Genomic DNA, 19,717 nt, shown 5'->3' on the forward strand with positions numbered 1-19,717 from the left:
TACGATTGTATGTCCATCGGTGAGGCAGTATACCTTATTTTCCATTCATATTCGGGATTTTTAATACTTGGCCTTTTTGTAGCTTCATGCTCGTTAAATGATTCCATTCTTTAATGAGATCCATTCCTTTTTCATTTCCATAATATTTCATCGCAATACTATATAATGTTTCATTTTCTTGTACCGTATGATACGTAAAGGATGACTCTGTCTCATTCGACTCCTGTTCCACTTCTTTTGCTTCGTTTTCAAGCGGCTGTTGTGGCTTATGTTCTTTTTGTTGATCGACATCAACAGTCTCATAGCTTTCATTATCAATCGTCACGACTTGGATCGGTCGTTTTTCAACTAAGTGGTATATGCTATAAATGGAAATAGGTAATAAAGCAAAAAAGAGCGCAAGAATGCGAATGAGCGGATGTTTGATTTTCCATTTCGTTTTTTTCTTTTTATGCACTTCGCTACGGGGTGGCAACTGAAGTTCATCATTTTCTAGCCGATTCCCGATACTTTCCATCTTCTTGCGCAAGTTTTCTGCTTGATCTTCACGCATCATTTGTCACCTCTTTTGTGCAATATCGGATGTGTAACGCTAAAATAAAATCTATAAGAAAATGAGCAAAAATCGTTACCCATAAATTATTTGTCCATTCATATATAAGCCCAATCCAAAAACTCAAACTAACAACAGCAACGAGGAGAAGCCATTTTCGCCAATAGCGAATGTGCAATAAAGCAAAAATGACGCTTGCGAAAAATAAGCCAACGTGTGTTTGAATGACACCGCGAAACAACAGCTCTTCACAAAATGCAATGACCATAGTCATCAGAAAAATGCTCGGTACCGAACGGGAACGAAATAATTTTTCATTAATTCCACCATCATCATACCATTGTTCAGGAGCATACTGAATAAGTAAAAAATCGACAAAAAGGACGAGCGCCGCACAACCGCTACCGTATAATAGTATTTCCCGTATATCCCACTGCCACATCGAAAAAAATGTCACAGGCGTAAATAAAAATAGACTGAATATGACAGCAACAAGAAAAATAAGCGCTTGTGTTATATATAGATGATATACAATTTCTCGGTCGTTCATTTGACTTGCTATTTCCATTTGTTTTTTAATCATTTGTTCCCCACCTTTATGGCAAACATTGAACAAAGCTCTTCATGCCAAGACCGAAGCTGTATTTGTTGAATGCGTTCGATAGTGGCATCTGTATGTATATGGGCGCCACATTGGTCGCAACAACGTTCGTTTTTAAGCGGCTGTTGTTCAAAATACGAAAGAAGCGAACGTCGACGACATGTGTGCCCGGTTACCCATCGTTGCATAAATATCCATTTTGTCAGTTTTTCTTTTTTTCTTTGTTCCATGCGGGCATATAGTTGCTTCGCTAATGTGTGGATATGCTCCTGTTTGTCCATTTGTTCAAGCCAATATAAAAGTAGACGTTGTTGTACATCTGTCAGCCCTGTTTCTTTCTGCCCATGACGTAAAGCGTGTAGCGCATAAACGATTTGTTCCATCGTCGGAAATTCCATGTCGATTATCGTTTGTCCCACTTGTTCATCTCCTGGTGCATACAATAATATCGCGATGCTTTCGTTTCCATCGCGCCCGGCTCGCCCAACTTCTTGCCAATATGCTTCTGGTTGTGTCGGCAAATGAAAATGGATGACAAAGCGAACGTTCGGTTTATCGATCCCCATTCCAAACGCATTTGTACAACAAATGACGTCTAACTGATCATAAACGAACTGTTGTTGAATAAGTAGTCGCTGTTCACCATCCATGCCTCCATGATAGTAGCTTACACGATGATCCTCACGAAGCACCTCGGATAATGTTTCTGCCCATTGCCGACTAGCGACGTACACAATTCCAGGTTTCGGCAATATCGCAACGAGATGTTTTAACATCGTGATTTTTTCTTCTAGCGTACGAACATATTGAACGCATAAACAAATGTTTGTGCGATCAAGTGGATACACGTGTTGTTTGACATGATCCAGGCGAAGCGTTGTCACGATATCATCAATGACTTGGCGTGTAGCGGTTGCCGTTAGTGCTAAACAAGGCGGATTGCCAAGCGTCTCGCGAAGAAGACCTAGCTTCAAAAAATCAGGGCGAAAATCGTGTCCCCATTGTGAAATACAATGCGCCTCATCTACAACAAACAGCGAAATGTTTATACGTGTTAGCGCTTCAATGAGTAACGGAGATTGTAAAACTTCAGGAGAAGCATAAATAAAACGATACGATGCCAACTCACGCAACACGTCTTTTTTTTCGCGATAAGAAAGGAAACGATTGAGGGCTACCACACGTTTTTCACCACGATTTCTCAGTTGTTGTACTTGATCTTCCATAAGTGAAACAAGCGGGGAAATAATCAACACACTGCCGTCTAACATATAACCCGGGAGCTGATAACAAAGCGATTTTCCTCCACCGGTCGGAAGCATAGCAACACAATTTTGTCCATTCAACACATCTTCAATAATTTCCCTTTGTCCTATGCGAAACGAATCGTAACCAAATCGTTCCTTTAATATGTCAAGCATCTTCTCTCTCCCACCTTGCTAGCGCGAGCCGAATTTCGAAATAAGAAACGTCTGGTAACAATTCTTTTATCGCCCGCAATTTTTTCGTCTTTAATTGACGTGCTTGTTGAATAATGCGCTTGCGTTTATTTTCCTCCAAAAATGGTGTCGACACAAACGTTGGAATATACGTGGCAATTTCTACAATATGATCTTCAATCGTTCCTTTTCTCAACCCGCGCAGCTGTGCAATTTGTTCAAGTGAATAACCTTCCTTTAGCAATTCCCACGTTTTTTGAGCTGAACTTGTCAATTGTGAACGTTTTCGTTCACGTAACGAATATAAAAGCGGAAATTTTTCCGTTTCTTTCTCTGTCATTTCAAGCATAAAATGAAGGACGTTTTGAAACGATAACAAAACCGCCACATCTTCCTCATTTATGGCATAAGCAATTTGTTCGTTCGTCCATCCGATGCGTTCATGGCTTGTTAACCGCCAAACGAAAATGTTAGCATCTTTTTCTTCCACATAACTAAGTAGCTCGTACATTTCTTCATATAATGAACGAGCGAGCGTTTTTATATGTGTATGTTGAAACAGCCACCGTTTCACGAACGATTGAATGTGTTCATCGCGATGTATAGGCTCAAATGACGTACGATGAATGATGTTTGAGATCGTTTGAATGAGTAAAGAGAGCCTTTTCCAAAACAAAGAAGATTCATTCATATATTTCCATCCATCAATGTAAGGAGGAAGGATAAAGTGTCGAAGTTTCTCTTTTCCACTTGCAGTTGTGCAATATATATGTTCATCGACTTGAGAAATGAATCCATCCGCCTCTAATGCTCGTGCGACATCAAATAAACGAGAACGATCAATCGGTACCATTCCAAATAAACGGCTAACGTCATACCATTTACTATCTTGTAACGTTTGGGCTGTTTTTTTTCCATTGAGTAAATGATCGATCGCAGCTAGTGATCGTTCTCCACGAAACCGATCGATACAAAATAAAACGATATGTTGTAACATGCGACATTCACTCCATTTTCCCTTTCATTTTATCAGATTAAGCGAGGGGATGTGAGGGAAAACTACGTACTGATAAGCATTTTCATTGGAGTTTTTTATTGAAAAGTTACCGCAACACCTTTATTATAAAAGTGTGAGGAATACGTTTCCAACGTTTCATACGAAGCGATTGGTTCCATATAATTAAGGAGGGTCATTGTATGCCAAAGTACACGATTGTTGACAAAGAAACATGTATTGCTTGCGGTGCATGCGGAGCGGCTGCACCAGACATTTACGATTACGATGATGAAGGTATCGCTTACGTTACACTAGACGACAACCAAGGCATTGTCGAAGTGCCAGACGTACTCATTGATGATATGATGGATGCATTTGAAGGCTGTCCAACAGACTCGATCAAAGTAGCGGACGAGCCATTTGACGGCGATCCAAACAAATTCGAATAAGAAACATCTAAGGGCAAACTTCATATGAAGCTTGCCCTTTTCTTTCGTTCAGTCATTGTCACCACTTGTCCAATCGACTATAATAAAAAAGTATACATAACAAAAAGGAGGAATTTGGCATGGCGTTTGAAAACAAAGTTGTTGAAGCGTTTATTGAAATTCCAACAGGTAGCCAAAACAAATATGAATATGACAAAGAGCGTGGCGTATTTAAACTCGATCGCGTCTTATATTCACCAATGTTTTATCCTGCAGAATACGGCTATTTAGAAAATACACTCGCATTAGATGGCGACCCACTTGATATTTTAGTTATCGTGACAAATCCAACATTCCCTGGTTGCGTCATCGAAACACGTGTACTCGGCTACTTAAACATGGTAGACGGTGGCGAAGAAGATGCGAAGTTAATCGGTGTTCCTGTCGATGATCCTCGCTTTGCTGATGTGCGTACGCTTGAAGATCTTCCACAACATAAACTAAAAGAGATTGCTCATTTCTTTGAGCGTTATAAAGACTTAGAAGGAAAGAAAACAGAAATCGGTACGTGGGAAGGCCCAGAAGCAGCTGCGAAACTTATTGACGAATGCATCGCGCGTTACAATGAGCAAAAATAAATACATTCCATGTTTTAAGCTGGCTTTGAGCCAGCTTTTCGTCTTTTTTCCGAACATTTATATATAAAAACGCTTTCATTTGTATGACCTTTCCGAAAGTTATTGACACGCGTATACGGTTATGTTAAATTATCAGAAATTTAAAAACTAATAGCTTGAAAGGAGCGGATATTTGTGGTTCGCATTTTAGTAGCTGATGCGATGAGTGAAGAAGGTCTTGCCCCACTTCTTGCTGATCCAACGATTGAAGTCGTACAAAAAAAAGTAGGTGATGTAGAAGATGAGCTTGATCAATTTGATGCGTTACTCGTTCGTAGCGCAACAAAAGTAACAGAACAGTTACTACAAAAAATGAAAAATTTAAAAATTGTTGGACGCGCTGGGGTTGGTGTGGACAATATTGATGTTGATGCAGCTACACGATACGGTGTCGTCGTCATTAACGCCCCAAACGGCAATACGATTTCAACAGCGGAACATACATTTGCGATGATGGCTTCATTAGTGCGTCGTATTCCACAAGCGCACATCTCGGTCAAATCACGTGAATGGAATCGTTCCGCTTTCGTTGGTGTCGAGTTATTTGGAAAACATTTAGGTATTATCGGCTTTGGTCGCATTGGTTCTGAAGTAGCGAAACGGGCACGAGCATTCGGTATGCATGTTCATGTGTACGATCCATTTTTAACGAAAGCACGAGCAGAAAAAATTGGTGTCGACGTTTGCACGCTTGATGAGTTGCTTGCACAAGCGGATATCATTACCGTACATACACCGTTAACAAAAGAGACGAAAGGACTTCTCGGTCCAAAAAATTTAGCAAAAACGAAAAAAGGTGTGTATTTAATTAACTGCGCCCGCGGTGGAATTATCGACGAACAAGCGCTCATTTCGTTTTTAGAAAATGGACACGTGGCAGGCGTTGCGCTCGATGTATTTGAACAAGAGCCTCCAGGAGATCATCCGCTTCTTTCGTTTGATAACGTCATCGTCACTCCACATCTCGGGGCATCAACAGTCGAAGCGCAAGTGAATGTAGCGACACAAGTAGCTCAAGAAGTATTAACATTTTTACAAGGAAAACCTGTCACATCGTCCATTAACTTGCCGACACTTTCAAAAGATGTATACGAGAAAATTCAAGCGTTTTATACATTAGCTCGAAAAATGGGTATTCTCGCTTCGCAATATATGAGCGAACCTGTTCAAGAAATTGCGATTACGTATTCTGGTTCTGTTGCAGATTTAGAAACAACATTTATTACACGTAGTTTGCTCGCTGGATTTTTAAAACCTCGCGTCGCTTCAACCGTCAACGAAGTGAACGCAGCGATGATCGCCAAAGAACGCGGCATCGCCTTTAGCGAAAAATTTTCGGCAAACGGAAACGACTACAATAACAGCATTACATTAACAGTATATGGTGAAAACAAAACGTTTACGATGAAAGGAACGCATATCGCTCACTATGGTGATCGTATCGTTCATTTTAACGGTTTTGCGATCGACTTTGCTCCAGAAGGACATTTGCTATACATTCAACATCATGATAAACCAGGAATGATCGGAAAAGTCGGAAATATTTTAGGTGACCATCAAGTAAATATCGCAACGATGCAAGTCGGTCGCCAAGAAGCTGGCGGAAAAGCGATTATGATGCTTTCGCTCGATAAACCGCTTGATGATACGCTCGTTGAAACGCTCGAACAAATTAGCGATATTGATGTTGTAAAAAGATTAGAAGTATAAAAGGTTCAGCCGCATGGCTGAACCTTTTTTATCCAAGCGGAACGGCTTTTCGTTCCCCTTTACAAAACGTCATAATTTCTTCGTAACCGACTGTTTTCGCAAGAGCGATCGCTTTGTCATAATCGGCACCGACATCTTGCGGTACGTGTGCATCGGACGATAGCACGATCGGAATACCTTTGTTGTAGCACATTTGTAATAGACGAGGATCGGGATATAGTTCACCGACCGGTTTACGCAAACCTGCGGTACTAATTTCAACGCACGTTTTAGAATTCGCTAACGCTGTTGTTGCACGATCGTACTGTTCAAGCAAAAACTCTTCGTCTTCTGGCACGTATTTGAAAATTTTTACTAAATCTAAATGACCGATGATATCGAATAAGTTCGATTCAGCTAACGTCACGACTTGATCGAAATATTTTCGGTATGTATCGTATAGATCACGACGATCCCACTCTTTCCGAAACTCGGCTAAATCAATGCCAAAATCATCAACCCAATGAATCGAACCGATGACATAATCAAAATCGTAGGCGCGAATAAATTGCGCCATTTCTTCATGTTTACCTGGCGTATAGTCCATTTCGATCGACATCTTTACATCAATTCCAGCATCCCACGCTTCGTGAAATAAACGAACGTAGTCAGCCATGTCATAATAACGACGTTCTTCAATCCATGGATTCGATAAAATATTTTTCGTTTGATAAAAATGATACGCATGTTCGGAAATACCAAAATGTTCAATGCCTTTTCGCGCGGCTTCGTCCGTAAATTGCTTCAAATAGTCGAGCGTTAACGTCCCGCGCTCTAAATGATTATGGTAATCTGTTAACATTTTTTTCTCCCCCTTTCGTATTGTTTTTCATTATATAGCACATGTCTCTCTTTTTCTAGTTGTTTAAGCCAACAAAAAACAATAAATGAATGCATGCTGCCATGCCAACAACAACAAGCACCCGTTTCATCATATCTTCCATCGTTTATTCCCTCCCGTTCACTAATGACCATATATGTTGTATGCGAAAAAATGAACGGTTAGAACGATAGAACATGACATTTTACAATTCATTTACAATCGGATAAAAAAGTGTTTGCGCCAGTGATTGTAATAACGGTGCTTGCTTTCGATGATAACTTACCAACACACATGTCGCTGGACCAGCAGAAGCATGTAGCGGAAGGGCGCAATGAATCGGTTTATCCCCATGAATGAGTTTCCACTCATGACATATTCCTTTTGAACCGATTGGGATCATTTCATACACCCCATCTACGTGCAACAACATGCGAAATAAAGAAAGCGGAATCATACGGTCCTTTTTATGTATAACCGCTTCGCCAACGAGCGGCTCACCGATCACTGCCCAGCACGCATCCGTTGGCGTAAAATTTATCCTTTTTTCTGTTTTACGCACCGTGCCGACAGCAACAAATCCAACAGCGGATTGCATCAGCGGTATGTTTGACTCACTACTTCCTGTTACAGGAAGCGATAACTGTAACTCTGCCATCGTTTGTTCGACGCCTGTGACAAGTGCACCCCATGAACGATCATCGACAAAGTTTTGTAGTATAAAAGCATTAGGTGTTGCCCCAATGCTTAGGAGTTCCATGAGCGCAACGCGCGCTCCGTAATAACCGACAACGTCATATGGTACATGAACAACATCATGTTGCTTTAATCCAATCCCGCCCGAACAATCGGCCGCAAAAACGAGCTCATGTTGTTCGTCAAGCGGCACACATAATACATCACGCATGCTGCTCCCCCCTGACACGTTGTAGCGCTTTTGAAACAACAATAGCAATCGCCAAATTGACTGCTGTTGCTAACGCAAGAGAAGGGACAATAGATAAAACAAATGCTGGACTAATAATCCATATAAATGGCAACGGTGCAATAAATGCGTTGCCTATAAAAAAACATATATAACTGTAAATGAGCCAACCTCTTTTTATGAGTAAGCCGACAACATACAAAAGCGCAGCCATTTCACACGCTACAAGCAGATGAAATGGCCCGAGCGGAAAACCGCCAAACAATGCAGATACAATATGACCGACACTAGCAATGAGCGCAGCCGCCGTCGGACCGAGTAAAAAGGCCGCTACAACCGCAGGGGCGCTATCGAGCGCAATGCTGCCAATTGTAAATGGGATTTTTATAAGCGAACCGATGACTGATAAACTAATAAACATAACAAGCAACGTCAGACGCCGCATCATCATTCTCCCTTCTTTTCTTCTTTATCACGAAACACGATGGCGCTTCGTTCATATTCTACGTCTTTCACTTGCAAGCGAGCGTTAACAACGCGCGCAACTGCAAATAAATAGTCTGATAAACGGTTAATATATTGCAAAACGACTTTGTTCATTTGTTCTTGTTTCATTAACGCCACGACACAACGTTCCGCCCTCCGCGTTACTGTACGTGCCATATGTAACGCAGCTGCTTGCGGTGACCCTCCCGGCAAAATAAACCGTTCTAACGGTGGTGCTTGTTGAATATACGCATCAATCCGTTCCTCTAAAAACGTCACCATATCTTCTTTCACTTTGTACGGCATTTTCTCACTAACGATCGCTAAATCGCCACCACAATCAAAAAGCTCATGTTGAATGCGCTGTAGTTCTTGATAAATATCGCGAAATTTCTCATCTTGCAATAATGTCATCGCCCAACCGATGACTGAATTTGCTTCATCAATTGTTCCGTATGCTTCCACACGCACATGGTTTTTATCAACTCGTCCACCGACTAAACTCGTTTGCCCTTGATCTCCTGTTTTCGTGTACAATTTCATAGTCAATCACCCCTATTTTATTTGTTCATGCATACCACACCATATGTAATCCACACGGTTACATATGCGCGCAAGCTGTTGATACGTCCAGCCTACCGCATCTCGCCACGATCGTTCATGCGCATCAATTGGCACAATTCCTTGACTAATATCACAGCCAATCCAAATGACCGTCCGTCTCCCCTCTTTTTCCCATCTTTCCCACGCATACATATACGACATGATTGCTTCTTTTTCACGTGTTGTATAAGGAAAGAAATATTCGCGAATCCATTGCTCAATTCCTTCAAGCACAACAATAGTGGCATGTTCATGACCGTTTGGAAATGAAAACGGCTGTTCATATGCACAATGCCAAACGTGTGGCGTATGCGTTAATGAATAATATGCGTTTACCCATTTTCGTTTTCCTTGAAACGCACCGCCGCTAACGAAATGCATCGCTTTCTCTCCCTCCATCGTTCTTTCGTATTATAAAGTGTCACTCCTTCGCCAAAAGAGACGTGCCATTCCCAAAACGGACGTACGTCTGGTGCGTACTGTGATAACACATAACGAATCACTCCGCCATGCGTCACAACAACAACATGCGACACCGACCGACGAACAACATCGTCAATCGCTTGTTCCACCCGTGCTTCAAAATCGGTAAACGTCTCTCCGTTTGGAGGCGCATAACGAAATGGATCGCCGAGCCAGTAGCGATACGCTTCAACCGTTTGCAATTGTTCATATGTTTTTCCTTCAAAATCGCCAAAATGGAGTTCACGCCAACGATACGAACATTCAATAACAACATCTCGGAATAAAAGCTGTGCCGTTTGTCGACAACGAAGCAAATCACTTGCCATAACGATGTCCGCTTCAAGCTGATGCGACACATTCGGTTGTTTGACAATCGGCACATTCGTCCAACCGATATATTGCTTCGCTTCATTTTCTTTCGTTACAAAATGACGAATGTATGTAATAGCCAAATGATGAGCCATAAAAAGGTTTCGCTCCCTTCAATGAACGCGCCAAGCACGTCGCCTGTTATCCCACCAAACTGCTTCACTACAAACGCGCGTGCGACAACATAAAATAACACCAATGCTATAAATAACACGATCGTTTCACGCGATAAGAAAGCAATGAGCCCGTACATGATGATAGCTGGCACATATTGGTAATCGACATATTGACGAAATGCAGCCGCCATGCCTGTTTGTTTCGCCAGCGGTGTTGTCAATAAAAGCACTGTCATTCCAAGGCGAGAAAATAACGGAATACAAAAAAGAGAAAACAATGACATATGTGCGACCGTTTCAAATATGAAAACGAAGCGAAAGCCAAGCAAAAATAAAATCGATAACACCGCAAACGCCCCAACGCGCGAGTCGCTCATAATGTCAAGGCGGCGTTTTCGATCACGATATGAAAAATACGCATCGCTACAATCCATCCACCCATCCGCATGCAGTCCCCCTGACAGAAAGATAGAAGAAAATAGGAATGAAAACGATAAGACGAGCAAAGAAACGTGATTAAACAATAGCTCATGTTGGGCAACAAGAAACGTGCCAATGATTGCACCGACGAACGGAAATGAAAAGACAGCTCCGCGCGCTGTTCGTTCATTCCATTCGACTTGCATACGAATGGGAAACACAGTTAAAAACTGTATCGCTAAGATCACTCCGCGCCACATGGCCATCTTCCTTTCTTTACAATCGGCAAACCGTAACGCATCAAAATAGCTACATCACTAAATGCAACAATGTGTTGGTGCAATAAACCGAGTCCGTGCATATATGCATACGTTCCTTGTTCATGAGGTATACCATCATAAAATATTTCGTTACTTACAACTATACATGCTTTCGCTTGATCGCCTAATTTTTTGATTTGTTGCACGATGCGTGGCGCTTTCTCCTCTATGTGCCATCGATCATCACGAAACAGCTCATTAGCCCACAAATTTGTTAAACAATCAAGCAATACGATATGGCGGTTAGAAAAAATAGGAATGATCTGATCGAGATCATACGGCTGTTCCCACGTTCGCCAATGATCATATTTTCGTTGTTGTTGATGATGAATGATGCGCGCTTCCATTTCTCCATCTGTCCGCATCGCTGTGGCGATATAATGAAGCGAATCACCCGCTTCTGCTATCTTTTTCGCGCATTGTTCCGCCAATGAAGATTTTCCGCTACGTACACCACCGCTAATAAATATGATCATGTCTTCCACCTTCTTAAGCAAGAAAGAAGGCAATCATTTTCTTCTTTCGTTCGGATAGCTAAACGAACATATTTGCCATCAAGCCCTTGAAAATTAAACGTATGACGAGCGACAATGCTATGTTGTAAAAGAAATGGGAATAGCGTCATCGTCTCATCATGCAACATATAAAAATTGACGACAGACGGTGTATATATATAGCCGAGTTCTGTAAATTGCGCAAATAATCGCTTCCGTTCCGATGCAATATACACTTTCGTTCGCTCCACAAATGCATCGTCTTTTAATAATTGTTTTGCCATTTGTTGAGCAATCGTATTAACGCTCCACGGCGGCTGTTTCTTCATTAACTTGTTTACAACATGTTCGTGTGCAAGCACATAACCGATTCGTACACCTGCTAGTCGATACATTTTCGTTAACGATCGCAATACAATTAAACGATCAAACGTACGCAAACATGGAGAAACAGAATAACCGTCAAGCCAAAAGTCGTAAAACGCTTCATCAACAATAATATATACTCCTTCATCATTTGCCGCTCTTAACAAAGTATACATCGTTTCTTTTGACCATACCGTGCCCGTTGGATTGTTCGGATGGCAAACGAATAGAGCGTGTAAAGACGGCAAACGCTCGATCACTCGGTCAATTGGTGGGTGCCAATGTTTATCTAACATAAAAGACTGAACAGTACAACCGTACGCTTCACATGCCTGACGATATTCTGAAAACGTTGGCTCGATGATACCGATATGTTTTCCTGCAAATTGTTCAGCAAGCAAATAAATGCACTCGGCAGCACCATTTCCAACAAAGACGTTTGACGGCATAACATGTTCTCGTTCAGCAATAATCGTGCGAAGCGCCTCACTTCGCTCTTCTGGATACTCACTCATCCAATGAAACCATTGTTTTTTGTTTAGCATATATTCGTCTGGGAGCGAAAGCGGATTTACATTTACACTAAAATCGATATATTCGCTTGGTATATTCATTTTCATCGCTTCATATAAGCGATGCGGATTAGCTCCATGTACAGGCAAATGCAAGCAAGCTCCCCCCAATCGTAAAAGCAACTGTCGTTCGTTTCATTATCGCCACAGCTTGTTCAATATGCGCGGACGCAAGTGGAACAGACGGATCACCAATCGTCGGACGAATCGATACGACACCTTTGTATGTATTCACCCCACCAAGCTGAATGCCTAATAATGCGGCCACCGCTGCCTCGCACCATCCGCTGTTTGGACTTGGATGGTTGTTGGCATCACGAAATAATAATGTCCATGCCCGCTTGTTAGCACGATGGACAAGAAGCATAACAAACGCTGTTAATCTTGCAGGAATGTAATTGAGTACATCATCTAAGCGAGCAGACGCCCAGCCGAATTGGGCATACCGTTCGTTTTTATAGCCAAGCATGGAATCGCACGTATTCACCGCACGATATAACATCGCCAAAGCTCCCCCGCCAAGAAAAGCATAAAAAAGGGGCGCTGTCACTCCATCGCTCGTATTTTCCGCTACCGTTTCCACACATGCACGCACGATTCCATCTTCTTGTAACATCTCTGTATCACGCCCGACAATCATCGCCACGTTTTTTCTCGCTTCCTCCATATCACCTCTTTTTAGTGGCTCAAGCACACTGTATGCGGCTTTTGCTAAGCTTGTCGGAGCAATAGAAACAAAAATGATCATCGCTTCGATAAACATGCCAACTAAAAAAGAAAGCCGATACGCAACAGTAATGACACTATAGCTTACGACAAGCGTAAGCGCACAAACGACAAAAAGCGTGAGTAGCCCTTTTCCTTTTCGCCATTTTCCTTTATTCAAGCGACGATCCATATACGTAATCACTTGTCCGATCCAACAAACAGGATGAAAGCGATGAGGATCAGCGAATATGCGGTCAAGCAAAAGCGCAAGTAATATAGCCCACACGTGCGCCACCGATTCTCACCCCTTTCGTTCATTATAGCGATCGATTGCCATTTGTGTAGCTTCATAGACGAAACGAGCAAGCTGTTTGCCGATCGGTGTAATCGTTCCTGCATATTCATAATATGTACCTTGTTGTGATGCAGCAATGGCAATACAATCTGTTGATGTGCCTGTTGCGATTGTATTTGTTTGTGTATCAACGACTTGTTTATCGTACAGAGCCTTTGTTTTTGCTTCTGTTACAGTCATTAACGCTTGCACAAACGCTGCTTCCGATAAATGGGCATCAATAAAAACAAACGTATTAATTGTCCCAGGAGAAGCGATCACATCCGTTCGACGCCACGCATTCGCGCTATCAACGGCATTTCCCACCCCAGCAGTTACCGCAACAAAAAGGCGAACAGGTTCATAAGCGGATGTAAACACAACATCTCTTACATCAACCGCTGTCATCATCCCAACGGTCCATTGCTCATCAAAACCTTGTTGTCGCAAAAATTCAATCATCTCTTGTGCAGCATCGTCACAACGGTAGTCCAGTGAAACATGGCGATTTACAAAAGTCGTTGCCCAACGCGTGCCACCGCCAACGATGGCCGAAGAAAGCACTTTAAACGGTTTTATCGTTTCAATGACAACCATCGTTTCATGTTGTGTGACGTGCCATGGCACATCGTCAATCGGTTGTTCTAAAAACGGAACGAACGTTACAAGCGGTTTCGGTAATACAGGATGTTCATGTCGTTTCATACATGTATCAAATACACCCTCAATCATGGACTCGTTCAACAACTCTCTCGGTGTTCCACACGCAACTGCCTTTCCATCTCGCAAAAAAAGAAGACGATCGCAATATAGCGATGCGATATTTATATCATGAAAAATAGCAACAACCGTAAGCTTCGATTGCTTTAATAAATTTAACAACTTGAACTGTTGCGCCACATCCATATGGTTCGTTGGTTCATCTAGTAATAATACGCGCGGTTGTTGTGCTAACGCACGTGCAAGCGCCGCTCGTTGACGTTCTCCGCCGCTTAATTGCTCTAGGAAAACATGTTGTTTATGCGCTAATGTCACACAACGAAGTGCTTCATCAACAACTTGATCATCTTCCTCCGTCCATTTAGGAAAAAGAGTAGATTGGTAAGGATAGCGTCCAAGCTCAACCATTTCTTTGACTGTATATCCAAACGAAACGTCTATATGTTGAGGCAACGCAGCAATGAGTTTAGCATATTGTTTCGGTTTATACGTTTCAATATGTCGTCCGCAAACAACAATATTTCCTCGTTGTAACGGCAGTTCTCGACTTAACAGTTTCATTAACGTTGTTTTTCCGCTTCCGTTCGGCCCTAAAATACCAAAAAACTCCCCTTCATGAACGGTAAATGAAATATGGTGTAATACTTGCTTTTCCCCATATTGATACGAAACGTCTTTCACATCAATCATGTTCATCCCGTCTTCCGTTTTAAACTTTTAAATAACAACATCGCAAATAACGGTGCTCCAATCAACGATGTAATGACTCCGATCGGCAATTCCCGCGGTGCAACAATCGTTCGCGCCACGACATCTGCTAATACTAAAAACGCGCCACCATATAAAAAGGAAAGCGGCAACAATTTTCGATGATTCGCCCCACAAATCAAACGAGTCATATGCGGAATGACCAGTCCGACAAAGCCGATCGTTCCCGATACAGCTACCGCTGCGCCTGTAAGTAGTGAGGCGCTAAGTAAAATGAATAACTTTTTTTGTAATACATGTACACCAATGTTTGCAGCTGCTCGCTCTCCAAATGAAAAGGCGTTTAACTCGCGAATATGTACAAATAAGCCGAGACAGCCGATGATAAAAAACGGTACAAATAAAGAAACATATGGCCAGCCGCGCATCGCGACACTTCCCATTAACCAACTGATAACTTGACGCAATTCCTCACCGCTAAAGGCAACCATAAGTGAAATAACAGAGCCGAAAAACGCATTCATGATAATACCGATTAAAACAATTGTTTCAATTCCCATATTGCGCTCAGCAAGCCGAGCAAATAACAAAACAAACAATAACGTCACGAGCGCAAACATAATGCTCACAATCGGTAACGTAAAACGACCGAGAAACGACAAATGAAGCTGAAAAAAGAAAACGATGACCGCTCCAACAGCTGCACCAGATGATACACCGATCGTATACGGATCAGCTAACACGTTTTTCAAAAGACCTTGAAACGCTGCCCCTGCAAGTGCTAGTGCGGCGCCAACTAAAAAAGCGAGCACAACTCGTGGTAAGCGAATAGAAACAATAATTTGCGAAATGGCCGCGGGAACATTTGTAGATGTATGAAACGTATGATGCAACAACGTTTCCCATATAGAAGAAAAGGGAATCGATTGTGATCCAATCGATATCCCTAATAATAATGCAACGATCGCAATGATTGATGCAGTAATGTAATTATTTAAAAATGTCTGGATAAACGACTTTGGCAATTTCTTCGACCCCTTCAACTAAACGTGGCCCTGGACGAGAAACTAAATCAGAATTGACATCATATACTCGTTTATTTTTAATCGCAGGAACTTCCTTCCATGCTGGGCGAGCGAGCACTTGCTCGACAGCGTTTGGCGTATAATAGCCATACGTCGTAATAATGACATCTGGATTTAATGCCACCGCATCTTCTTCAGTAAACATCGGCCATCCTTCTTGATCACCTGCTGCGTTTTTCGCGTGAATGATCGTTAACATTTCATCCATAAATGTTCCTTTTCCTGCTGTATAAATTTCTGGTGCAGGAGAAACTTCGACCCAAACTGTCGCTTCCTCTTTTACTTCTTTCGCTTTTTCAGCAATCGCATCAATTTTTTGTTTCATTTGCTGCACAACATCCGCTGCTTCTTTCGCTTTCCCTGTCGCTTTCCCGATGAGCTCAATGGACGCATATACGTCATTGAACGACGTCGCATTTGGCACAACAATGACCGTAATGCCTGCATCTTTTAACTGCTTTAACCCTTCTTCAGCATTGTGGGCACTAGATGCATGCGCAAGCACAACGTCTGGTTGAAGCGAAATAATTTTTTCTACATTAAATTCCATGCCACCAATTTTTTCTTTGTTTTTCACATCTTCTGGATAATTATCAAAATCGCTGACACCGACAATTTTGTCACCAAGCCCTAACGCGTATGCAATTTCTGTATTGCTCGGAATGAGTGAAACGATTTTTGTCGGTTCTTTTTCAATCGTGACATCACCAACCGCATCTTTGACGGTCACTGGAAAAGCAACTTCCTCTGTTTTGGTCTCTTGTTTTGTTTCTTTCGCTGGCTCTGCGCTACTGTTGCACGCTGCTAATCCGAGCGTCAACACGAGTGCCAAAAGCCACATGTACTGTTTCCATTTTTTCATGATTTTACCCCCTTTTATGTATCAAAATAAAAAACTCATCCCAAATGGAATGAGTTGGAAACAACAAAAGATAATAACTCCTCTTGTCGTTTCGCTATCTCACTCCCCGAAGACGCGAATGACGATGCAAAAAGGCAGGTCTACTGACTTATGCGTCATCCTACTTTGAAGCCTTCCCATACGAATCGTACAGTGGCATATTTCATTTCGTCAGCACTTACAGTTGCGGGGACAGTTCTGGACTTGCACCAGATTCCCTATTAAGTCTACTAGGTCGCCCGTTCGACACCTTTTTGCAACGGATGTATGTAATTGTCGAACAATTTTTACGTTTCTATCATAACGAAAAATATGATGAATAGCAACAAATTTTTTCTATTTTAATGGCAATGCAAATGTAAATGTCGTTCCTTCTCCGAGTTTGCTATGAACAGTAATTGTTCCTTTATGCGCTTCGACGATGTTTTTCGCAATCGCAAGACCTAATCCCGTACCAGATCGACCGCGCGTACGCGCTTTATCCGCTTTATAAAAACGCTCAAATACAAACGGTAAATCTTCTTCTGGAATACCTGTACCAGAATCTTGTACGGAAATGCGTACGACTTCTTCATCCGCAGCGACAATGACACGCACTTCCCCACCGTCGTCTGTATGACGAAGAGCGTTATCAATTAAATTCGTCATCACTTGTTCAATACGATCGGGATCGAACGAAACAATGGGCTCGTTGTTCATGTCAACAAGCAAACGAACCCCTTTTTCTTTCGCTAACCCTTGAAATTTATGAATGATACGTTCAATATACGGTCGAAGGGACACTTGCTCGTGATGAAGCGTTAAATGGCCGGCTTCCATGCGCGCTAAATCAAGCAAATCATTGACGAGGCGTCCCATGCGCAACGATTCATCATAAATGACTTTTGCTAATTCTTTTTTCTCTTCATCTGTCGCTGCAATATCATCGACAATTGCTTCGCTATATCCTTGTAACATCGCAATCGGCGTGCGCAATTCATGAGAGACATTGGCGATAAAATCTTTGCGTAACTTATCTAATCGTCGTTCTTCCGTCATATCGCGAAGCACCGCAACCGCTCCGCGAATCATTTTGCCGTTGTATAACGGCGTCATGACAATGACCCAATTGCGACCTTGTAACGCCATTTCTATCGCTTGTTCCTTCTCTTCCGTTACCGCTTTCTTAAACAATTCATTTACTTGCGGAGGAAGTGGCGATAAATCGTCGCGCTGCCCTTGTTCGTAATACCACGCTTGTAAAAATCTATCGGCAGGCGGATTTGTAATGAGCACTTCGCCATTTCGATTGAGCGTGATAACACCATCTGCCATGCTACTTAAAATGCTTGCTAATTGCTCTTTTTCTTGGTTTAACGCATTAATATGAAATTGCAGTTGCCGACCCATTTGATTAAATGCCATCGCAAGTTCCCCGATTTCGTCATGGGTGACGATCGGCACTTTAGAATCAAATTTTCCACGTGCGATTTCAAATGCCACTTGCCTCATTTTTCGAAGCGGTGCTGTAATGCGTGTAGACAAGAAAAATGCGAACACCGTCGTTAGTACAATCGCAATAAATGCCGCAAGAAAAATAAATTTCGTCGTTTGTTTTGTCGTTTCTTCTACTGCTTTTAACGATTGATACACGAAAACAGCACCGTTTCCATTAGATGTTTGAAGCGGGACGCCGACAATAAATAGCTCGTTATATTCATTGTTTCGCATCGTTTGATTTGGCATCAGTGTTCGTTTTACCACTTTTTTCCCATTAAAAACACGCGATAACTGCCTATCTTGCTGAATAAACGAGAGTGGCAAATCAGCAAGCTTTTCATTCGGTGAGTACCAATAATGCCGATCATCAACAATGATCATGAGCTTCGAGACGTCATCAACCATCGTCCAGGCAATGGAACGTGCAAATTGTTCATCATGTTCCGCCACGACACGAGCCACTTTCACTGCTTGTTGGGTTAATTGATCTCCTGTCTTTTCTAAATAATATTTTTCAAAAAAACCAAGTAACAAAACTGTTAAAATAAAAAGGACGAAAGCAACGAGCAACAAAATGGTCAGCCATAGTTTGCCAACTACACTACGCCATAATGCCATCATTCATTCACGACCTCAAATTTGTACCCGACACCCCAAACGGTGACAATCATTTTAGCCGCAGCAGGCGACACTTTATTTAGTTTTTCGCGCAATCGTTTGACATGCGTATCGACTGTGCGTAAGTCGCCAAAAAATTCGTAATGCCATACTTCTTTTAACAACTGTTCACGATCAAACACTTTATCTGGCGATTTCGCTAAAAAGTGAAGCAACTCGTATTCTTTCGGAGTTAAGCTTACTTCATGTCCGTCCGCTGTGACACGATGGGCATCATGATCAATTGTTAAATGTGGGAAAACAAGCACATCTCGTGCAGTCGTATCCGTCGGTACATATGGAGAGTTGGCGGTACGACGAAGCAATGCTTTAACACGAAGCACCACTTCACGTGGACTGAACGGTTTTACAATATAATCGTCCGTTCCTGCTTCAAATCCTTGCACGCGGTTTGCTTCTTCTCCTTTTGCTGTTAACATAATAACAGGCGTTGCTTTTTTCTCCCGTAGCTGTTTACATACTTCAATGCCATCTTTTCCTGGTAACATAAGATCCAGTAAAATTAAATCATAATCATTTTCAAGCGCTAACGCTAGCGCATCTTCGCCGTTTTCTGCCTCATCAATGACATATTGCTCACGTTCTAAATACATGCGGAGCAAGCGACGAATTCGTTCTTCATCATCAACAACTAAAATTTTAATTTCCTTCTCCATGATGTCATACCTCCTCATTCACTATTGTACAAAACCGGTAAACTTTTT

General features: G+C 42.0%; 22 protein-coding genes and 1 riboswitch. Of the genes, 3 read left to right on the forward strand and 19 right to left on the reverse strand.

From position 1 onward, the window contains the following. Window positions 1-34: 34 nt before the first annotated feature. The 4 genes from HNQ84_RS04120 to HNQ84_RS04135 are packed head-to-tail and all read right to left on the reverse strand — an operon-like array spanning window position 35 to window position 3,590. Window positions 35-553: a LysM peptidoglycan-binding domain-containing protein gene (locus HNQ84_RS04120; RefSeq protein ID WP_435621259.1), complete on the reverse strand. Its 519-nt coding sequence runs from the start codon at window positions 551-553 to the stop codon at window positions 35-37. Next, a complete protein-coding gene (locus HNQ84_RS04125) occupies window positions 546-1,136 on the reverse strand; it encodes a CPBP family intramembrane glutamic endopeptidase (RefSeq protein ID WP_183246574.1) in 591 nt (196 codons plus the stop codon). The genes HNQ84_RS04120 and HNQ84_RS04125 overlap by 8 nt, the downstream gene beginning before the upstream one ends. Continuing rightward, window positions 1,133-2,575, reverse strand: a complete 1,443-nt coding sequence (locus HNQ84_RS04130; protein WP_183246573.1) for a RecQ family ATP-dependent DNA helicase — start codon at window positions 2,573-2,575, stop codon at window positions 1,133-1,135. Before HNQ84_RS04130 ends, HNQ84_RS04125 begins: the two co-directional genes overlap by 4 nt. After that, window positions 2,568-3,590, reverse strand: coding sequence for a YpbB family protein (locus HNQ84_RS04135; RefSeq protein ID WP_435621260.1), 1,023 nt, complete (start codon window positions 3,588-3,590; stop codon window positions 2,568-2,570). Before HNQ84_RS04135 ends, HNQ84_RS04130 begins: the two co-directional genes overlap by 8 nt. Window positions 3,591-3,790: 200 nt before the next feature. Here HNQ84_RS04135 and HNQ84_RS04140 point away from each other — a divergent pair, with 200 nt between their 5' ends. The 3 genes from HNQ84_RS04140 (at window position 3,791) to serA (ending at window position 6,405) form a co-directional block, all read left to right on the forward strand. Further along, a complete protein-coding gene (locus HNQ84_RS04140) occupies window positions 3,791-4,039 on the forward strand; it encodes a ferredoxin (protein ID WP_003394452.1) in 249 nt (82 codons plus the stop codon). Window positions 4,040-4,158: 119 nt separating this feature from the next. Beyond that, on the forward strand, window positions 4,159-4,656 hold the full coding sequence (locus HNQ84_RS04145; RefSeq protein WP_032099918.1) for an inorganic diphosphatase: 498 nt from the start codon (window positions 4,159-4,161) through the stop codon (window positions 4,654-4,656). 174 nt (window positions 4,657-4,830) lie between these two features. After that, complete coding sequence (gene serA, locus HNQ84_RS04150; RefSeq protein WP_183243020.1) at window positions 4,831-6,405, forward strand: phosphoglycerate dehydrogenase; 1,575 nt, start codon at window positions 4,831-4,833, stop codon at window positions 6,403-6,405. A 28-nt stretch (window positions 6,406-6,433) separates the two neighbouring features. Here the strand turns inward: serA and HNQ84_RS04155 are convergent, their stop codons facing one another. The 15 genes from HNQ84_RS04155 to HNQ84_RS04225 all read right to left on the reverse strand — a co-directional run bounded on the left by HNQ84_RS04155 (window position 6,434) and on the right by HNQ84_RS04225 (window position 19,669). Continuing rightward, entirely contained in the window at window positions 6,434-7,246 is an 813-nt protein-coding gene (locus HNQ84_RS04155; protein ID WP_183243018.1) for a histidinol-phosphatase, read from the reverse strand. Between the two features lie 223 nt (window positions 7,247-7,469). Beyond that, window positions 7,470-8,171 (reverse strand): ATPase, encoded by a 702-nt coding sequence (locus tag HNQ84_RS04160; RefSeq protein WP_435621261.1) that lies wholly within the window; start codon window positions 8,169-8,171, stop codon window positions 7,470-7,472. After that, window positions 8,164-8,634, reverse strand: coding sequence for an ECF transporter S component (locus HNQ84_RS04165; RefSeq protein WP_435621314.1), 471 nt, complete (start codon window positions 8,632-8,634; stop codon window positions 8,164-8,166). Before HNQ84_RS04165 ends, HNQ84_RS04160 begins: the two co-directional genes overlap by 8 nt. 2 nt (window positions 8,635-8,636) lie before the next feature. After that, window positions 8,637-9,218 carry a cob(I)yrinic acid a,c-diamide adenosyltransferase gene (locus tag HNQ84_RS04170; protein WP_032099922.1) on the reverse strand — a complete coding sequence of 194 codons (582 nt, stop codon included), beginning with the start codon at window positions 9,216-9,218 and terminating at the stop codon, window positions 8,637-8,639. Between the two features lie 12 nt (window positions 9,219-9,230). After that, window positions 9,231-9,659, reverse strand: a complete 429-nt coding sequence (locus tag HNQ84_RS04175) for a bifunctional adenosylcobinamide kinase/adenosylcobinamide-phosphate guanylyltransferase (RefSeq protein WP_435621262.1) — start codon at window positions 9,657-9,659, stop codon at window positions 9,231-9,233. Further along, window positions 9,611-10,207, reverse strand: a complete 597-nt coding sequence (locus HNQ84_RS04180) for a histidine phosphatase family protein (RefSeq protein ID WP_183246561.1) — start codon at window positions 10,205-10,207, stop codon at window positions 9,611-9,613. Before HNQ84_RS04180 ends, HNQ84_RS04175 begins: the two co-directional genes overlap by 49 nt. Continuing rightward, a complete protein-coding gene (locus HNQ84_RS04185; RefSeq protein ID WP_435621263.1) occupies window positions 10,165-10,914 on the reverse strand; it encodes an adenosylcobinamide-GDP ribazoletransferase in 750 nt (249 codons plus the stop codon). The genes HNQ84_RS04180 and HNQ84_RS04185 overlap by 43 nt, the downstream gene beginning before the upstream one ends. Further along, on the reverse strand, window positions 10,893-11,444 hold the full coding sequence (locus HNQ84_RS04190) for a bifunctional adenosylcobinamide kinase/adenosylcobinamide-phosphate guanylyltransferase (RefSeq protein ID WP_435621264.1): 552 nt from the start codon (window positions 11,442-11,444) through the stop codon (window positions 10,893-10,895). The genes HNQ84_RS04185 and HNQ84_RS04190 overlap by 22 nt, the downstream gene beginning before the upstream one ends. Then, window positions 11,441-12,496 (reverse strand): threonine-phosphate decarboxylase CobD, encoded by a 1,056-nt coding sequence (gene cobD, locus HNQ84_RS04195; protein ID WP_435621265.1) that lies wholly within the window; start codon window positions 12,494-12,496, stop codon window positions 11,441-11,443. The genes HNQ84_RS04190 and cobD overlap by 4 nt, the downstream gene beginning before the upstream one ends. Further along, window positions 12,471-13,403, reverse strand: coding sequence for an adenosylcobinamide-phosphate synthase CbiB (gene cbiB, locus HNQ84_RS04200; RefSeq protein ID WP_435621266.1), 933 nt, complete (start codon window positions 13,401-13,403; stop codon window positions 12,471-12,473). The genes cobD and cbiB overlap by 26 nt, the downstream gene beginning before the upstream one ends. A 6-nt stretch (window positions 13,404-13,409) precedes the next feature. Next, window positions 13,410-14,852, reverse strand: a complete 1,443-nt coding sequence (locus HNQ84_RS04205) for an adenosylcobinamide amidohydrolase (protein ID WP_435621315.1) — start codon at window positions 14,850-14,852, stop codon at window positions 13,410-13,412. Window positions 14,853-14,854: 2 nt separating this feature from the next. After that, window positions 14,855-15,895 (reverse strand): FecCD family ABC transporter permease, encoded by a 1,041-nt coding sequence (locus HNQ84_RS04210; protein ID WP_435621267.1) that lies wholly within the window; start codon window positions 15,893-15,895, stop codon window positions 14,855-14,857. Beyond that, the gene (locus tag HNQ84_RS04215) at window positions 15,861-16,817 is read right to left on the reverse strand and encodes an ABC transporter substrate-binding protein (RefSeq protein ID WP_032099931.1); all 957 of its coding nucleotides are present in this window, start codon (window positions 16,815-16,817) and stop codon (window positions 15,861-15,863) included. Before HNQ84_RS04215 ends, HNQ84_RS04210 begins: the two co-directional genes overlap by 35 nt. Window positions 16,818-16,933: 116 nt before the next feature. After that, window positions 16,934-17,125, reverse strand: a riboswitch (cobalamin riboswitch). A gap of 67 nt (window positions 17,126-17,192) precedes the next feature. After that, window positions 17,193-18,956 carry an ATP-binding protein gene (locus tag HNQ84_RS04220; RefSeq protein WP_435621268.1) on the reverse strand — a complete coding sequence of 588 codons (1,764 nt, stop codon included), beginning with the start codon at window positions 18,954-18,956 and terminating at the stop codon, window positions 17,193-17,195. After that, complete coding sequence (locus HNQ84_RS04225; RefSeq protein WP_055440689.1) at window positions 18,953-19,669, reverse strand: response regulator transcription factor; 717 nt, start codon at window positions 19,667-19,669, stop codon at window positions 18,953-18,955. Before HNQ84_RS04225 ends, HNQ84_RS04220 begins: the two co-directional genes overlap by 4 nt. Window positions 19,670-19,717: the final 48 nt, after the last annotated feature.

This window comes from Anoxybacillus eryuanensis (assembly GCF_051200995.1).
Taxonomy (GTDB): domain Bacteria; phylum Bacillota; class Bacilli; order Bacillales; family Anoxybacillaceae; genus Anoxybacillus; species Anoxybacillus tengchongensis.

Excerpts from the sequence above, each read along its gene's own strand:
- HNQ84_RS04120 (WP_435621259.1), bottom strand. The coding sequence starts at position 553 with ATGCGTGAAGATCAAGCAGAAAACTTGCGCAAGAAGATGGAAAGTATC.
- HNQ84_RS04125 (WP_183246574.1), bottom strand. The coding sequence starts at position 1,136 with ATGATTAAAAAACAAATGGAAATAGCAAGTCAAATGAACGACCGAGAA.
- HNQ84_RS04130 (WP_183246573.1), bottom strand. The coding sequence starts at position 2,575 with ATGCTTGACATATTAAAGGAACGATTTGGTTACGATTCGTTTCGCATA.
- HNQ84_RS04135 (WP_435621260.1), bottom strand. The coding sequence starts at position 3,590 with ATGTTACAACATATCGTTTTATTTTGTATCGATCGGTTTCGTGGAGAA.
- HNQ84_RS04140 (WP_003394452.1), top strand. The coding sequence starts at position 3,791 with ATGCCAAAGTACACGATTGTTGACAAAGAAACATGTATTGCTTGCGGT.
- HNQ84_RS04145 (WP_032099918.1), top strand. The coding sequence starts at position 4,159 with ATGGCGTTTGAAAACAAAGTTGTTGAAGCGTTTATTGAAATTCCAACA.
- HNQ84_RS04155 (WP_183243018.1), bottom strand. The coding sequence starts at position 7,246 with ATGTTAACAGATTACCATAATCATTTAGAGCGCGGGACGTTAACGCTC.
- HNQ84_RS04160 (WP_435621261.1), bottom strand. The coding sequence starts at position 8,171 with ATGCGTGATGTATTATGTGTGCCGCTTGACGAACAACATGAGCTCGTT.
- HNQ84_RS04165 (WP_435621314.1), bottom strand. The coding sequence starts at position 8,634 with ATGCGGCGTCTGACGTTGCTTGTTATGTTTATTAGTTTATCAGTCATC.
- HNQ84_RS04170 (WP_032099922.1), bottom strand. The coding sequence starts at position 9,218 with ATGAAATTGTACACGAAAACAGGAGATCAAGGGCAAACGAGTTTAGTC.
- HNQ84_RS04175 (WP_435621262.1), bottom strand. The coding sequence starts at position 9,659 with ATGCATTTCGTTAGCGGCGGTGCGTTTCAAGGAAAACGAAAATGGGTA.
- HNQ84_RS04180 (WP_183246561.1), bottom strand. The coding sequence starts at position 10,207 with ATGGCTCATCATTTGGCTATTACATACATTCGTCATTTTGTAACGAAA.
- HNQ84_RS04185 (WP_435621263.1), bottom strand. The coding sequence starts at position 10,914 with ATGGCCATGTGGCGCGGAGTGATCTTAGCGATACAGTTTTTAACTGTG.
- HNQ84_RS04190 (WP_435621264.1), bottom strand. The coding sequence starts at position 11,444 with ATGATCATATTTATTAGCGGTGGTGTACGTAGCGGAAAATCTTCATTG.
- HNQ84_RS04205 (WP_435621315.1), bottom strand. The coding sequence starts at position 14,852 with ATGATTGATGTGAAAGACGTTTCGTATCAATATGGGGAAAAGCAAGTA.
- HNQ84_RS04215 (WP_032099931.1), bottom strand. The coding sequence starts at position 16,817 with ATGAAAAAATGGAAACAGTACATGTGGCTTTTGGCACTCGTGTTGACG.
- HNQ84_RS04220 (WP_435621268.1), bottom strand. The coding sequence starts at position 18,956 with ATGATGGCATTATGGCGTAGTGTAGTTGGCAAACTATGGCTGACCATT.
- HNQ84_RS04225 (WP_055440689.1), bottom strand. The coding sequence starts at position 19,669 with ATGGAGAAGGAAATTAAAATTTTAGTTGTTGATGATGAAGAACGAATT.